Source organism: Saliniradius amylolyticus (assembly GCF_003143555.1).
Classification (GTDB): domain Bacteria; phylum Pseudomonadota; class Gammaproteobacteria; order Enterobacterales; family Alteromonadaceae; genus Saliniradius; species Saliniradius amylolyticus.
Genome location: NZ_CP029347.1, coordinates 82,762 through 98,375, shown reverse-complemented (window position 1 = coordinate 98,375; position 15,614 = coordinate 82,762). Strand labels below are relative to the sequence as shown.

At 53.0% G+C, this 15,614-nt stretch carries 15 protein-coding genes; 6 read left to right on the top strand and 9 right to left on the bottom strand.

The annotated features are described in order from the left end of the window. Positions 1–34: 34 nt before the first annotated feature. The gene (locus HMF8227_RS00490; protein WP_109338306.1) at positions 35–478 is read right to left on the bottom strand and encodes a TIGR02444 family protein; all 444 of its coding nucleotides are present in this window, start codon (positions 476–478) and stop codon (positions 35–37) included. Further along, positions 453–2,363: a ribosomal protection-like ABC-F family protein gene (gene abc-f, locus HMF8227_RS00485; protein WP_109338305.1), complete on the bottom strand. Its 1,911-nt coding sequence runs from the start codon at positions 2,361–2,363 to the stop codon at positions 453–455. Before abc-f ends, HMF8227_RS00490 begins: the two co-directional genes overlap by 26 nt. 60 nt (positions 2,364–2,423) lie before the next feature. On the opposite strand from abc-f, the gene HMF8227_RS00480 reads away from it, so the two are divergent. Next, positions 2,424–2,630: a YheV family putative zinc ribbon protein gene (locus HMF8227_RS00480; protein ID WP_109340966.1), complete on the top strand. Its 207-nt coding sequence runs from the start codon at positions 2,424–2,426 to the stop codon at positions 2,628–2,630. Positions 2,631–2,684: 54 nt separating this feature from the next. Here the strand turns inward: HMF8227_RS00480 and HMF8227_RS00475 are convergent, their stop codons facing one another. After that, the gene (locus HMF8227_RS00475; protein ID WP_109338304.1) at positions 2,685–2,900 is read right to left on the bottom strand and encodes a SlyX family protein; all 216 of its coding nucleotides are present in this window, start codon (positions 2,898–2,900) and stop codon (positions 2,685–2,687) included. Between the two features lie 3 nt (positions 2,901–2,903). Next, on the bottom strand, positions 2,904–3,875 hold the full coding sequence (locus tag HMF8227_RS00470) for a WD40 repeat domain-containing protein (protein ID WP_109338303.1): 972 nt from the start codon (positions 3,873–3,875) through the stop codon (positions 2,904–2,906). Positions 3,876–3,997: 122 nt separating this feature from the next. Between HMF8227_RS00470 and fkpA the strand changes: the two genes are divergently transcribed. The 3 genes from fkpA to HMF8227_RS00455 all read left to right on the top strand — a co-directional run bounded on the left by fkpA (position 3,998) and on the right by HMF8227_RS00455 (position 8,041). Next, the gene (fkpA, locus tag HMF8227_RS00465) at positions 3,998–4,738 is read left to right on the top strand and encodes an FKBP-type peptidyl-prolyl cis-trans isomerase (RefSeq protein WP_109338302.1); all 741 of its coding nucleotides are present in this window, start codon (positions 3,998–4,000) and stop codon (positions 4,736–4,738) included. A gap of 391 nt (positions 4,739–5,129) precedes the next feature. Continuing rightward, positions 5,130–5,645 (top strand): transcription elongation factor GreB, encoded by a 516-nt coding sequence (gene greB / locus HMF8227_RS00460; RefSeq protein WP_109338301.1) that lies wholly within the window; start codon positions 5,130–5,132, stop codon positions 5,643–5,645. An 86-nt stretch (positions 5,646–5,731) separates the two neighbouring features. Continuing rightward, on the top strand, positions 5,732–8,041 hold the full coding sequence (locus HMF8227_RS00455) for a Tex family protein (RefSeq protein ID WP_109338300.1): 2,310 nt from the start codon (positions 5,732–5,734) through the stop codon (positions 8,039–8,041). A gap of 62 nt (positions 8,042–8,103) precedes the next feature. Here the strand turns inward: HMF8227_RS00455 and HMF8227_RS00450 are convergent, their stop codons facing one another. From HMF8227_RS00450 to bioH, 3 genes are all read right to left on the bottom strand, one after another. Then, positions 8,104–9,045 carry a putative metalloprotease CJM1_0395 family protein gene (locus HMF8227_RS00450; protein WP_109338299.1) on the bottom strand — a complete coding sequence of 314 codons (942 nt, stop codon included), beginning with the start codon at positions 9,043–9,045 and terminating at the stop codon, positions 8,104–8,106. A 9-nt stretch (positions 9,046–9,054) separates the two neighbouring features. After that, a complete protein-coding gene (locus tag HMF8227_RS00445) occupies positions 9,055–9,348 on the bottom strand; it encodes a hypothetical protein (RefSeq protein WP_109338298.1) in 294 nt (97 codons plus the stop codon). Positions 9,349–9,445: 97 nt separating this feature from the next. Then, entirely contained in the window at positions 9,446–10,228 is a 783-nt protein-coding gene (gene bioH, locus HMF8227_RS00440) for a pimeloyl-ACP methyl ester esterase BioH (protein ID WP_109338297.1), read from the bottom strand. A gap of 44 nt (positions 10,229–10,272) precedes the next feature. Between bioH and HMF8227_RS00435 the strand changes: the two genes are divergently transcribed. Further along, positions 10,273–10,947: a ComF family protein gene (locus tag HMF8227_RS00435; protein ID WP_162558431.1), complete on the top strand. Its 675-nt coding sequence runs from the start codon at positions 10,273–10,275 to the stop codon at positions 10,945–10,947. Here the strand turns inward: HMF8227_RS00435 and HMF8227_RS00430 are convergent. Then, positions 10,928–13,498, bottom strand: a complete 2,571-nt coding sequence (locus tag HMF8227_RS00430) for a M14 metallopeptidase family protein (protein WP_109338295.1) — start codon at positions 13,496–13,498, stop codon at positions 10,928–10,930. The genes HMF8227_RS00435 and HMF8227_RS00430 overlap by 20 nt on opposite strands. A gap of 139 nt (positions 13,499–13,637) precedes the next feature. On the opposite strand from HMF8227_RS00430, the gene nfuA reads away from it, so the two are divergent. Continuing rightward, entirely contained in the window at positions 13,638–14,213 is a 576-nt protein-coding gene (nfuA, locus tag HMF8227_RS00425; RefSeq protein WP_109340965.1) for a Fe-S biogenesis protein NfuA, read from the top strand. A gap of 16 nt (positions 14,214–14,229) precedes the next feature. Here the strand turns inward: nfuA and HMF8227_RS00420 are convergent, their stop codons facing one another. Next, on the bottom strand, positions 14,230–15,597 hold the full coding sequence (locus HMF8227_RS00420; protein ID WP_338056539.1) for an MATE family efflux transporter: 1,368 nt from the start codon (positions 15,595–15,597) through the stop codon (positions 14,230–14,232). Between the last annotated feature and the right edge of the window lie 17 nt (positions 15,598–15,614).

Below are 15,614 nucleotides of genomic sequence, written 5' to 3'. Positions count from 1 at the left end.
AGCATCATGCTCCAGAAGGCTGGGCAAACGCACGCTAAATCAGTGCCAGCAAAGACTCGAGCTGTTTGGGAGCAGAGACGCCCTGACTTTGACAATAGTTAGCCAGGTTGCTGTGTCCATCACCGCGCTCAACCTCGAGGTGCTTTAGCATCACCAATAAGGCACTTTGCTGACGCCGCTCAAGAGCCAGCTCGGCGGCTTTCATATCTTTATAAGCACCGCTATCCATGGCTTTTGTCTTGCGCCTAAGCTGGCGCAAGGGGGAAAGAATTTTTTCTGTGCCTTCCAGTGCTTCCACCAGCTGGTGATAATTCTGCTCGGTGAGCACATAGCCATGCTTAGCAGTATAAAGCGAAAGCAGTGCCAGATTGACATTCAGGCCATACTTATCCTGCAACGCCAGAAAGTGACGCTGCCCTTGCTGATACCAGTCCAGGCTGACTTGCCAGAAATCATCCACCTGCCAGTTCGTGTTCAAACTCTTGCTCCATGTGTTGCAGCTGTTCCTGCTGGGTTAACCAATCGAGTTCGGCTTCTTCCAGTTTCAATTTGGCGTTGCTCTGCTTTTCGAGTAGTTCTTTAAGCTTAGTCTTATTCTCCTCCTCGTAAAGAGTGGTATCGGTCAGGTGCTCTTCAATCTGCTTCAACTCGGCGCTGGCGACTTCCATCTTTTTTTCCAGCTTGTCGATGGCCTTGCGAAGCGGCTGAGTCCGCTGGCGGAATTCAGCCTGCAGACGCTTTTCTGCCTTACGGTCCCGCTTGGGTCCGGTACCTTTCTGAGAAGCAGAGACTGTTACAGACTCGGTAAGCCAACGCCGGTAGTCCTCGATGTCGCCCTTAAAAGGCTCCACCCGGCCATTATCGACTAAATAAAAATCGTCACAGACGCTGGAAAGCAGGTGACGATCGTGAGATACCAGTACTAGAGCCCCCTCAAAGCCCTGCAGCGCCATATTCAACGCATGGCGCATTTCAAGGTCCAAGTGGTTGGTCGGTTCGTCCAATAACAACAGATTTGGCCTTGTATAGACAAGGAGAGCCAGTACCAATCTGGCCTTTTCACCGCCGGACATCGGCGCTACACGCTCAACGGCCTGATCGCCGTGGAAACCAAAACCTCCCAGATAGTCCCGAAGTGACTGCTCGGTGGCCTTAGGATCCAAGCGCACCATGTGCTCCAGTGGCGACTGATCAATATGCAAGGTCTCAAGCTGGTGTTGAGCGAAATAGCCGATCTTTAGTCCCGCCGAGGTGGTATAGTGACCATCAAGCGGAGTCATTTCTTCGGCCAGTAGCTTAATCAGCGTGGACTTTCCTGCCCCATTGCGCCCCAGCAAACCAATACGGCTACCCGGTACCAGATTCAACTGTACCTGTTCCAATATCGGCTTATCGCCATATCCCACCTTCACGTCGTCTATCGCCACCAGCGGGTTAGGCAGTTTGGGCGGACTGAAGAATTCAAAATCAAACTGGCTGTCGCTGTGAGCCGGTAGCAGGTTTTCCATCTTCTCCAGTTGCTTGACCCGGCTTTGAGCCTGCTTGGCCTTGGAGGCCTTGGCGCGAAAGCGATCCACAAAGGCCTGTAAATGCGCGATCTGGGCCTGCTGCTTCTGGTACTGCAAATTCTTTTGGCGGGCCCGCTCGGCTTTTTGTTGCTCGAAGCTGGAATAATTACCTTTGTAGAGCAAGAGTTGCTGGTGCTCGATGCTGCAAATTTCCTTTACCGTGGCATCCAGAAACGACTTATCGTGGGAGATAACGACCATGGTGCCCGGGTATTGCTGTAAAAACCCCTCCAACCAGAGTACCGCGTCCAAGTCCAGATGGTTTGTGGGTTCATCCAACAACAATAAATCGGCCCGACAAATCAACGCCTGAGCCAGGTTTAAGCGCATTCGCCAGCCACCGGAAAACGCACTCACCGAATGAGTCAACTGAGCCTGTGAAAACCCAAGGCCGGCCAGGATGGTGGCGGCACGCGCCTCCACATCATAACCACCGGCATGTTCTAATTGCTCATGCAACCGCGCCATCGCCTGTCCATCCTGCGCCCGCTCGGCCTCGGCAAGTTGCTGCTGGATCTGCCTCAATACCTGATCACCATCGATCACATAATCCAGTGCTCTGCGCTCGGTGGCGGGTGTTTCCTGAGCTACGCTGGCAATCTGCCAGTGTCCCGGCACATCACAATGGCCCTGATCGGGACTCAGCTGACCTCGTAATAAAGCAAATAGACTGGATTTTCCGCAGCCATTAGGGCCGACCAGCCCCACCTTGTGGCCTGGATATATTCGAACAGAGGCTTGTTGAAGCAGTACTTTGCTGCCTCGCATCAATTCCAGGTCGGAAAGCTGAATCATTGTTCCCCTGCCCCCGTAATTCGCGGTATCATTTTGTTAATCGTCATCATTGAGGTTCAAATGTCAGAGAAGAAACGTAAACGCTTTATCGCCGGTGCCGTCTGTCCCGAATGTCAGGCAATGGACACCCTGATGTTGTTTTTGCGCGATAATGTCGAGCATGTCGAGTGCGTTGAATGTGGATTTAGTAAAAGTCAGGCGGATGACGACGTCAGCCAGGCCACCCGCAAAGACGAAAATGTTATCGGAGTATTTAAGCCCGAATAAGGTCCAAGTTCCGAAGCCCGCAGTCTGCCACTACAACAGCAGGACCACAAGCTGTCAGTAATGAGGCGGCGGTGTTTCCTCATCCTCTCTGGCGATATTGGACACCTTCACCTGCTTTAGCCTGTCCACCACATGCCCTAACTTAAATTCCAGCGCCTCGATCTGGCGCTGCTGACTGGCCAGCGCCTGATTCAGTTGATCGATGGTGTCTTCCTGAAATGCCAACTGGGTTTGTAAGGCTTCAATATCCTCATCCGTATAGTGCTTCATATTTTAGTAACTCCAAACCTCGGCAAATCCCGCGCTACTGATGCTGAGTACCTGGTTGCCTGATAAAAACACGGCATCATACACTACCGCGCTCATGGGTTGGGAGTGTTTCCGTGGAGTCACTCGCCATACTTTCAAGTTTTGTCCGGTGTGAGTGTCCCACAGGTTGAGTTCTCGAGTTGGCGAGCCGGTAAGGATCTGAGCGCCATTTTTAGAAAAGCGTACCGAAGAGAAGATTTTCTGACGTTGAAAATATTGCAAGCGGCTGATCTCTCTGCCGGTGCGCAGATCCCAGATAATAGCGTTATCCATACTGTCGGCAGTAAAACCATACTGACCATTGGCGTCCAAAGCGACCTTAGAGACTCGATGGGGCATACTGAATTGATGCACCACCTGGCCGGTATCGGTGTCCCACAAATAGGCCAGATAATCATTACCACCAGTAAGTGCATACTTACCGTTGGGCGAGAGCGCGACACTGTTTATCTTTTCACTGTGTCCAAGAAACTCTAACCGGCGACCGGTATTTGGCTCCATGAACATCACCTTACCATTGCTACGCCCGACCAAAATAGCTCGCCCCAGATTAGCCACAGCGATGGCGCGCACGTTGGACTCATCAATGCGCCAAAAACCCGTAGGCTCACCTCGCTGCAGGTCCCAGAGGGCAAAGGTTTTCTGATCGGTGGTCAGCGCATGGCTATTATCCCAGGCAATCGCCACCTCATACACCAGATTGACCGCCTCTTCACCTCGTAGCGACCAGTGAAACTTCTGCTCATGGGTGGTCAGGTCCCAGACATTGATGCCGCTTTCAACGCTGGACACCACGGCCAGCTTACCGTCTTTAGACAGGGCCGCCGCCATGGCTCCCTCCGGGGCCAGCGCTTGCTTTTTCACCGGGTCGTCGAAGTAGCCGGAACATCCGACTGTTATCAGGGTCAACAAGGCCAGCGCTAAAACTCGCAACATACACTCTCTCGGGTTTCGCTTTTTTATTTTGGGGTTTAGTATAAGCCCTTTGCGTTATCACTGCTGCCCTCAATTAAAATAGCCGAACGGGCGCGCACCGAAATTAATCACTGGAGAAAGACATGAAAAAAACTGCTATCGCCGCCTTAGTGGCCGCTTCCGTATTAGGTCTGAGCGCCTGTCAGAAAGACGATCAGGCCCAACAGCAAGCCGTTAAGTTGGAGACTCAAGAGCAAAAGCAAGCCTATGGACTGGGTGCCTCGGTGGGTAAGTTTGTGGACCAGAAGTTGGATATGCAGGAAGAAGTTGAGGTCAACCTGGAGCGTGACCTGGTCATCAAAGGCTTTGTGGATGCCCTGACAGCTGAATCCAAGCTGGATCCGCAACAAGTGCAAGAAGAGCTGAAGCAGCTGGACGCTTTGGTAAAAGAAAAGCAGCAAGCTCATCAAGAAAAACAGGCCGAAGAAAACATCCAGGAAGGTCAGGCTTTCTTAGAGAAAAACGCCAAGCGCGACGAAGTGACCGTTACCGAATCCGGTCTGCAGTATGAAGTACTGGCAGAAGGTGAAGGGGAACAACCCACTAAGGCCGATACCGTTAAGGTCCATTACAAGGGCACGTTGCTGGATGGTACGACGTTCGATTCCTCCTACGAGCGGGGCGAGCCGGCGGTTTTCCCTCTGGGTAGAGTGATTCAGGGCTGGATCGAAGGCGTGCAACTAATGAACGTGGGTTCCAAGTACAAGTTCTATATCCCATCTGAGCTGGCCTACGGTGAGCGCGGCAACGGAAAGATTACTCCCAACTCAACCCTGATTTTTGAGGTCGAGCTGCTGGACATCGAAGACGACGCCACTGAGTAAGGACTGATAAAAAAGCCGGGCATTAACGCCCGGCTTTACTCTCAACTCTCCAGCGGTTTCCTTGCTGGTCATCAGGTTCCTTCATAGCAGTACCCGTTATACGGGTGAAGTTTCCCGGCTGGCTCCGGGCAGCATAGTTGGCTACTGATTGTCGGTAAAAAATGCGTGTTGCCAAACCGTAGCCTGAATGACAACCAGGGCAACCCGCCAATGAAAAAGTCGTCGTGATTCATGGGCTACCCATAATGTTTAGAATAGTTCAGCCCGTATTGATTGCTGGGACTTTTTGAAACTATTTTGTCATAAAAGCCCCCATCTACATTCCATCTCAAACTTTATATCCCGAGGCGCAAAGGCTATAAAGGGGCCTTGATCAAGTTGTACCATCAATATGAAGACCAATCTGATTACCCGACAAGGCTTTGAAGCCCTTCAGCAAGAACTAGATTACCTGTGGCGTAAGAAGCGACCGGCGGTGACTCAAAAAGTATCCTGGGCAGCCAGCTTAGGCGACCGCAGTGAAAATGCCGATTACCAGTACAACAAGAAGTTGTTGCGCGAGATTGACCGTCGGGTCCGCTATCTACGCAAACGCCTCGAGCAGGTACGAGTCGTGGATTATTCGCCGGAGCAGGACGGGCGAGTGTTTTTTGGCGCTCGTGTGGAGATCGAGAACGACAACGGCGAACAGCTCTGCTTTACCATCGTAGGACCGGATGAAATCTATGGCCAGAAGGATCTGATTTCCATCGATGCGCCCATGGCCCGAGCCCTACTCAAGAAAACCGTAGATGATGAGGCCATAGTGCGCACACCGGAAGGCAGTAAGCGCTGGTACGTATTATCCATCGACTATCCGCAACAGCCGCGTCCCTTTAAGCCGGACCCGGATGACCTTAAGTTGTAGCTTTTCTATGCAAGCATCGCCACATCGCTGGCATTTTGCCATTTCAAGCCGTATAAAGGCCTCATTATTGTAGAGACAGACCAACTATGATTATTGAAAAAATCGCTTCCGAATTGACCGTTAAGGCCGACCAGGTTCAGGCCGCGGTCACCCTGCTTGATGGTGGTGCCACCGTTCCCTTTATCGCGCGCTATCGTAAAGAGGTCACTCAGGGGCTGGACGACACCCAATTACGGGATCTGGAGCAGCGCCTGACCTACCTGCGCGAACTGGAAGAGCGCCGCCAGGTGATCCTCAAGTCCATTGACGATCAGGGCAAGCTAAGTGAGCAACTGGCGGACAAGATTCGCGCCGCCGACAATAAAACCTCACTGGAAGATCTCTATCTGCCCTACAAACCTAAGCGTCGCACCAAGGGCCAGATCGCCATTGAGGCGGGGTTAGAGCCGCTCGCCGACACCTTATTTAATGACCCTACTCAGGATCCTGAGGTTCTCGCGGCCGACTACATTGATGCCGACAAAGGCGTGGCCGACACCAAGGCAGCATTGGATGGAGCGCGCTACATTCTGATGGAGCGCTTTGCCGAAGATGCCGACTTGCTGCAAAAGATCCGCCAGCACCTGAACAAGGTGGCGCATATTCGCAGCGTCTTAGTCAGCGGAAAGGAAAAAGACGCTGCTAAGTTTAAAGATTACTTTGACCACTCAGAGCGCATTGCCAAAACCCCATCACACAGAGCCCTGGCCATGTTCCGGGGCCGTAATGAAGGACTGTTGCAAGTCACTCTGGTCGCCGACCCGGATAATGAGGAGGGGGATCGCCGTTCCTATTGCGAAACCATCATCGCAGAGCATTACCATATCCGCCAGCAGAACCGTCCTGCAGACCATTGGCTTGAAGCCGTCGTCCAGTGGGCCTGGCGGGTTAAAATCCAGCTACACATGGAAACAGAGCTGTTTGGCAGCCTGCGTGAGCGTGCCGAAACCGCGGCTATCGAAGTGTTCGCCAATAACCTGAAAGACTTGCTGATGGCCGCCCCAGCCGGACAGCGCGCCACATTAGGACTGGACCCCGGCCTGCGCACCGGAGTAAAAGTGGCTGTCATCGATGCCACGGGTAAGGTCGTGGATACGGCCACCATTTTTCCCCATGCGCCGCAAAAACAGTGGGATAAGGCCAAGCGCACGCTGGTGAACCTGTGTCAGCAACACAAGGTGGAATTGATCGCCATCGGCAATGGCACCGCCTCCCGGGAAACTGACAAGCTGGCCAGCGAGATTGTTAAAGACCTGACGGCCGAGGTACACAAAGTCATGATCAGCGAAGCCGGGGCCTCGGTTTACTCCGCCTCAGAGTTGGCCGCTAAAGAGTTGCCGAATCTGGACGTGTCACTGCGCGGCGCCGTGTCCATCGCCCGCCGACTTCAAGATCCATTAGCTGAGTTGGTCAAAATAGAACCCAAAGCCATTGGCGTAGGCCAGTACCAGCACGATGTGAGTCAAAGCCAGTTAGGTAAGTCGTTGGATGCCGTGGTGGAAGACTGTGTGAACGCCGTAGGCGTGGATCTCAACACCGCCTCACCGGCACTCTTGAGCTATGTATCCGGCCTGAATAAGACGTTAGCTCACAACATTGTGCATTTTCGAAATCAAAATGGGGCCTTCGCTAACCGCAAGCAGTTGCTTGATGTAGAGCGTCTGGGGCCCAAAGCGTTCGAGCAGGCTGCTGGCTTTTTACGGGTCACTCAGGGCGATAACCCGTTGGATGCCTCCGCAGTGCATCCCGAAGCTTACCCTGTAGTGAAAGCTATCGTCGAACAAACCGGCAAGCCAGTGACCGAGATTATGGGCAATAGCGAGTTGCTTAAGAGTCTCAAAGCACATGATTATGTGACCGATAATTTCGGCTTGCCCACCGTAAGCGATATTCTCAAAGAGCTGGATAAGCCGGGTCGGGATCCTCGTCCCGAATTTAAGACCGCCAGCTTCAAAGAAGGGGTAGAAACTCTCAACGATCTTGAGCCAGGTATGATTCTGGAAGGCGTGGTGTCTAATGTAGCCAATTTTGGAGCCTTTGTGGACGTGGGCGTGCATCAGGATGGACTGGTGCACATCTCGGCCATGACCAATAAATTTATCTCCGACCCCAGGGATGTGGTTAAGGCCGGTGATATCGTCAAGGTCAAGGTGATGGAAGTGGACACAAACCGAAAACGCATCTCCTTTAGTATGCGCCTGGATGATGAGCCCGGTAGCCAATCCAGCGGTGGGGCTTCAACGGGCAAGGCAAAACCCAAAGCACGCTCCGCTAAGCCTAAGTCCAAGGAAAAAGCACCCGAAAACGCTGCAATGGGCAACGCATTTGCCGAGGCCTTTGCCAAGGCTAAAAAGTAAGTCACAAAAAAGCCACCGACATCGGTGGCTTTCTTATCTGATTACGGAACAGCTCGGGCCGACTATATGCTTTGCTGCACCAGTCCGCGCTCTACAGGTTGAGTTACCTGAGCGTAGAAATTAGCAATCCGAAGAGAGCGCTGGTTAATCTCATTATCCCGACGGGCCAGCATCTGTTTAAATTCACGGCTGTCTGAGGCCAACCCGGCCGCTTCAGCCACAGGATCCGATTCAGACAGGGTCCGGCGTCCGACAGTAATACCACCATCAGCGGTTTCATCCGGGCTGGGAGGTTGATAAGAGCCATCCTCTTCGGCTCCTTCCCCCGCTTGCGAAACCGCTTTCTGAGCCTGCGCCATGCTCTCCTTGGCCACCTCTCCACGCGCTTCTACCGCTGTTTGCTGAGCTTCGTTGGCTACCCGATAATCCTGAGGCGATGGTTCGGCCGGCGCTAAGGCTGCCGCCTTCACCTGCTCCATCTTACGGATGGTTTGCTCGGGGGTAGGCTCCTCAGAGATGTCGATGGAAACTTCACCACCTACGGCGTACTGCTGACCGTCCGGTCCGCGCTGATATTCATAACTGGGCGCTCCGGCATACTGACCACCACGATTGGCATGGGCCTGCTCGTGCTGACGCACCTCTCGGTCACGTTCCTGCAGCTCCTTGACTTCTTTTTCATTGGCTTCCTGCTGACGACGTTCTGCATCCTGCTTACCCGCGCTTTCATCCTTGCCATTATCCTTGCCAGAGTTGTTAGCTTGCTGCTCAGACTCTGAAGACTGGGCATTCTGAGGCTTATCGTAAGTGGGACTGTTCTGCGCCTGCTGATTTTGGCGGGCACGCTCGGAATCAGCCCCCAAGCCTTTTTCCGCGCCGGATTCATCGGCCTGACTGGGCTGGGGAATAACCTCGCGGGCAAGGTTATCTCTACGGGCTGACTCCGTATTATGATTGGCTGTGGTGAATGGGACCCCCAATGGGGCGGGGGTGACAATACTCATAACAAGCGCTTAGACCGTTTCATCCACAAAACGACCGATCATCTCATCGGTGGTTTCGATCACCTCTGCCGATGCCTGGGCATAGGTCAGATTGGTACTCAATCCTACCAGGCTATCGGTCAGGCCGGGCCTGGAAGAGGCGAGTTGCTCCTGCAGGCTGGCATCAGCCCCGGGCTCTTTCGCCACCTGCTGACTGGCGATATCAGCACTATTCTGCGTGATGCCGGACGAGGCACGCTCTAAGCCCTGTGCGCCGGACACCATAGCTGAATTCAAGTTATTGCTGGTTACGCTGATCGCCATTATCAAATTTACCCCTTCTTACCTGTGGTTAATTATTAACCAAATCAAGACAAAAAGAAAGTCTACGTAGTATACGCAAAGGGTTAGACTGATAACATCAGTTCGCCAGGGGCTCAGACAAATACCTTGCTATGGCCTGCTCAAACTCCTGTTGATGGGAGATAAAGGGCGCATGAGAGGCTTTAGGAAACAACATAGAACGAGTCTGCGGTTGCAATTGCTCGACCTGGCCCAGTACCTTCATCGGTACTAAGCTGTCACGCCGACCATAAATCCGAAGGGTCGGGCATTGAATCTGAGTCAGAGACTGACGCAGATCCGCCTGCCGCAGAATCGTCAGGCCAGCATCCAGAGCCACGGGACTGGCATCAGGGTAATCACTGATGGCCTGTTTTATCCTGGCAATATCCTGTCGGGTAGAGCTACTGCCCATGGCCTGGATTGCCAGGAAACGATCGATGGTGGCGGCAATGTCACCGTGCAACTGATGACGAAAGCCGTCCAGAATATCGGCATCAATCCCCGGCCAGTCTGGCTGTGCTAAGAAACAGGGGGAGGTCGCTACGCCAATCAGTTGAGCTACCTTGTCGCGGTACGACAATGCCAGTTGCTGGGCCACCAGCCCCCCCAACGACCATCCTACGATGATACTCGAGCGGGGCACCTTATCGGCCACCATGTCAGTTAGCGCTGACAAACTATATATCTCTGGCAATACGCTGTAATTTTGACCGAAGCCGGGCAGATCGACGCAATGCACCCGAAAGTCATGCCGGAGAGTCTCAACCCAGGGTTGCCAGACGCCACTGTTCAGTCCCCAACCATGTAGAAGCACCAGGTCTCTGCCCTGGCCGGTAATCTGTGACTCTAATACGTTCATTTGATCTATCTTTAGTGAGCGGGATAGTGGATATGGAGATCGCTATGTTATCTCAGTTCGTCAGCAAACTCAGGCTACAAAGCTGTTGTCTTTGTGGACAGGATAGCCATCTTGCTATCTGCGAATACTGCCGTAACAGCCTCCCATTATTGCGCCAGCCTCCGAAGAACCTGTTACTTTGGCCCGCCGTGCGCCAGAAATTGGTCAGCCCGCACTATGACGCCCTACTCTGTCTGGGTAACTATGATTGGCCGATAGATTGGTTGATTCAACAACTTAAGTTTCATCAACGCCTATGGCCAGCCACCATTTTAACTGAGCTTTTTTGCCACTATTGTCTGGAACCTGACTGGCCCAGGCCCGATGTACTGGTGCCTGTTCCGTTGCACGGCATTCGCTTTAGTGCCCGACACTATAACCAAGCCGCACTGCTCGCTCGTCAGTTATCTGTAAAAACCGGCGTGCCCGTTAATTCACATCTCATTCGGCGAACACTTTCAACTCAGCCCCAGAGCCGACTCAGTGGAGCTGAACGCCGCAAAAATCTGGCCGGAGCCTTTCGCCTGAATCAAGCGCCGCCCAAAGGACGCATAGCCTTAGTAGATGATGTGCTCACCACAGGCAGCACTTGTAACGCTCTGGCCAAGCTAATGCGTGAACGGCAACCTCATTTAGAGATCGAAGTCTGGGTCATGGCTCTTAGCCGTCCGCATCAATAAAGCCGTCAAAGAACAGAGCGTTACTCAGAATCCGGCGTGTGCCATACCAGTAGCCACGAAAGGCCAGATTATCGGTGATTCCCACAATCGTACCCTGTCCTACATCATGAGCCACAATATTCGCCTTACCCGCCAACAGGTGCTCCATCTCATTACTGGCGTATCCTGCCAGCAAAGGCGTGTCACTGTAACTGGCCACAGTGGTAAAAGGTTGATGCGGTTTTTGCATAATCCACTGGCTGTTACGCATAAATGGCAGGGTGCTTTCCTGATAGCCCATCATTAAAGGATGAGACGTATCGATCTCGGCCAGAAATACACTGCCTGCGAGACGCTGCTTACCAGACAAGGCATCTTTATCCCCATAGCTTAACTCGCTGGTATTAAACTGCGCCTTAATATCATCCTCATCCAGGAAGTCGGCTTTAAGCCAGCCTCTATCGCTGGCCCACTTAGCGGCACCTTTCTGAACAACCAGGGTACCGCCTTGCTTCAACCAGGACTCCAATGCTTCTGTCACCTTATCCGTTAAGTCGTCATAGCGCCCTTCAGCCATGTAGATGTGGCTATAGTCAGCCAAACGAATATGACCCAGACGGTCTTGATCCACGATGCTGACCGGCATATCCACAACCTGATCGAAGTAATACCAGAGTTCACCCACTTCATACTGAGAGGTGCCAACCCCGCCGACCAATAGCACCTGAGGCGACTCGGCCATCATCAGGGTGCGACTGCCCAGATCCGGCCCCTGAGGCGTCAGACCGGAGCGAATATCCCATAGACGGATGTCACGCTGAGTAGCTAACTCTCCGACAAAGGTTCGCCACTTGTCATTACTCTGTAAACCTTTGGGTATAATGACCGTGCCAGGCTCGAAGCTCACCACACCTTGACCCGTTTCGGCGCTGAAAGCCTTCTGACTCAGCTGAGCCTGAATCCCAGCATCCAGAATATCCTGTAGCAAAGCCGGAGCCTGACTGTCCTGCCAGGAAAAAGCATAAGCATAAGCGTCTTGACTCAGATCGTGCTGGGTCGGCTGCGAGAGGTTTAATTGGTCGGTTAGCGGCAGTCCTCGCCACATTCCCTTCTCCACCGGCTGGAAATCGATATTAAAGGCCAAGGGCAGATTCCAGTTGGACACATCGTAGAAGGTATTGTCCTCGAAGCTCTTGCGAGTAGAGAAAATGGACTTAATCAAACGGTATTTAAGCGGCTGATTCAGAGGTACAAAAACACTACTGTCGGCCTTATAAAGTTTGCCATCCCGCTTCACATCCTTGGTTAAGCCTTTCACAACAATTTTGTGCTGACGTAAATTATCCAGCAGAGCCCGAAAACGACTATGATCATCTGCCTCGCTAAGCAAATAACCGGAGAGGTCGTCCTGTTCAATAAGCTTACGGGTCTGGTCATCAAAACGACGCTGGTAGCTGAGCAGCTCCTGCTTATTAGCCAGTGCGCCTTCAAAGGTGGACAATGAGGTCAGTACCTGATTTTGAATACTCTGCTCAAAACTCAGCGGCCCGTAAATCGATTCCTGCAAGTGCCCCCGGCTGCTTGCCTGTTCAAACAAAATCCCCACTACCCCCTGAGCGTCGGGATAGGTAGAGCCTTTACCATAGTAGAAGTCGTCAAAGCCTTCTTCAGAAAAATAGAGCTGGCCGGTCCGATCAAAGGTTGCTGCATGGTACTCAGCCAAATCGGCGGTCAGTTTCTCGTTCTTATTCGGTGTCCAAGGGTTCTTACGCGAGGGCACACCGGGCTGAAAGAAATAGGTACTATCGGTTCCCATCTCATGGAAGTCGGTCAACACGTGGGGCCGCCACTGCTGAAATTCGGCAATCCGGGCCCGGGACTCGGGGTGGGTCAGCAGCAGCCAGTCACGATTCAAATCGAACCAGTAGTGGTTGGTGCGCCCGGAAGGCCAGCGTTGCTGATGTTCACGGTGCTCGGCATCCGCTACCCGGTTCTGTCCCTGGTGCATATTGGCCCACTGAGCAAACCGCGACAGCCCATCGGGGTTGATAGCCGGCTCCATTACGATCACCGTCTCATCCAACAACTGGTTAACCTCGTCATCTAACGCCGCAGCAAGATAGTAGGCCACCAGCATGGCAGCGTTGGCGCCTGAGGATTCATCGCCGTGAATGCTGTATCCCATCCACAATACCAGCGGCGCGTCCTTCTTCGCCTCATCTCGCTCCACACTGTTGAGGTGTTGCTGGCGCAGGTCATCCAACTTTGCCAATTTGTTCGGGTTAGAGATGGTCAGCAGTAGCAGCGGCCGCTGCTCATGAGTGTACCCCATGGTCTTTACCTGTACCCGATCCGATGCAACCGCCAGCGCCTGATAATATTGCACTAACTGGTCGTGGCGAGCATGCCAACGACCAACCGGATAACCCAGCACTGAGGCCGGAGTGGGGATGGAGGCATCGTACTTGGTGCCCTCGGGAAGATAGTCGGTATCCTGGTTGATGCTTACCGCATTGGCTGACCCTATAGCCAGCGAGAAGATCAAACTCATTAATAGTCGTTTCATGCGCATAACAGCCCTTGGTGGTGCGGTTTGTTCTGAAAGCTATCAGTTTCCCTAAGTGCTTTCCAGAAAATCACCATTACCCGAGTGTTTTACTCAAGTAATATTTGTTATGATGACACTACAGGCGTTAACCAAAGAGATGTTCATGATTCAGATATCCGAACCGGCACAGGCCCACTTTAAGAAATTGCTGGAAAAACAGGAAGACGGCACCAATATCCGGGTGTTTGTGGTTAATCCGGGTACACCCAGCGCCGAATGCGGGGTGTCCTACTGCCCACCCAACGCCGTTGAGCCCAATGATGTCCGACTTAATTTCGATGGTTTCGATGCCGTGGTAGACGAAGACAGTGCGCCCTTTCTGGAAGAGGCGGAAATCGACTTTGTCACGGATCAAATGGGTTCGCAGCTAACACTCAAAGCTCCCAATGCGAAAATGCGTAAGGTGTCGGACGACGCGCCCCTGGCCGAACGCGTAGACTACATGATCCAGTCGGAAATCAACCCACAACTGGCCAGCCACGGCGGTCAGGTGGTTCTGATCGAGATCACCGAAGACGGTAAGGCGGTGTTGCAATTTGGCGGGGGCTGTAACGGCTGCGCCATGGTGGATGTCACCCTAAAGGAAGGCATCGAGAAACAAATGCTCAATCAGTTCCCGGAACTGACGGGAGTGATGGATGCCACCGAACACCAGGCCGGTGAACACTCCTACTACTAACACCTACAACGCGGCTCTAGCCTTCGCAGAGCCGCGCTTGTTTGTGCAGATGGATAAAGTAACCGCCTAACGTCAGGCCCCGCGCCAGTAAGAAACCACAAAACGCCGTCCACAGTCCATGGTTGCCTAAAGGCAGCAAGCCCAGCCAAAGAGGCACAAAAACTAGGGTCATACATAAGATCATGCTGTTACGCATGGCCTTGCCCCGGGTCAGACCGATGAATACGCCATCGAACAGGAAACACCAGTGAGCAATCAGTGGTATCAGCCACACGTACGGCAAGAAGGGCTGGATAGACTCTCTCAGGGCCGTTAAATCGGTCAGAATGGCGACGATGCGCTGATCAAAAAGCACAAACACCAAGCTGTATAGACAAGCTAGGGCGCTGGACCATAACAAGCCCTGTAAGGTCCTGAAGTATAACTGCCGGGGTCGCCGGGCACCTTTGCTCTCTCCTACCAAAGCTTCCACAGCATAGGCTATGCCGTCCAGGCCAAGCGCGGTGATCACAAAGAACTGCATCATGATGGCGTTGACCGCCACTGTGGTTTCGCCGATACGCGCTGCCTGGATGGTCATCACGGCCATACAGAACTGCAAAGCCAGATTGCGTAGCAGGATGTCACCGTTTAGCTTTAACACAGCCTGATATTCAGCCAACCGAAACCAGTGCCGCCGCCATCCATGCCAATTCAATCTCCTCAGAATCACCCAGAGTCCGGAGCCGAAAATTACCGCCTCGGCAATCACAGAGGCAGTGGCCACACCGGCTACCCCCATATCCATCACCAAAACAAGCAGAAGATTAAGTCCCGCATTTAGCAAGTTACCTATGATCTGGATGCCCATCACTGTTCGTGCCTTTTGCTGGCCCACTAACCATCCCATCAGGATAAGGTTAGATAGCGCCATTGGGGCGCCCCAGACACGGACCGATAAATAGTCGGCCACCACCAGGTTCACGTTTTGATCTGCATCGGCGACCCATTCTGCTACCCAGATCAAGACAGGCATTAACACGATCAGCAGCACCCCAAGCATTAAGGCAGGAAAAATGAGCTGATATAAGACTCGAGCCCCAGCCTCCTTACTTTGCTGACCCAAAGCTTGAGCCGCCAGACCAGTGGCCGACATGCGAAAGAACCCGCAAATCCAGTAGATTTGAGTGACAACCATGGAGGCGACTGCCGTGCCCGCGAGGAAGTGCACCCCGTCCATATGCCCGACAACCGCGGTGTCGACCATCGCCAATAATGGGTTGGTAATATTGGCCAGGATCATCGGCAGTGCCAACCACAAAATACGACGGTGCTCGCCGGGATACAGTAAACGTTGCCAAAAGCGTTGGCGCTTGGCGGGTAAGACGTTAAGCTTTAGTGACATAACTACCCGTTAAGAGT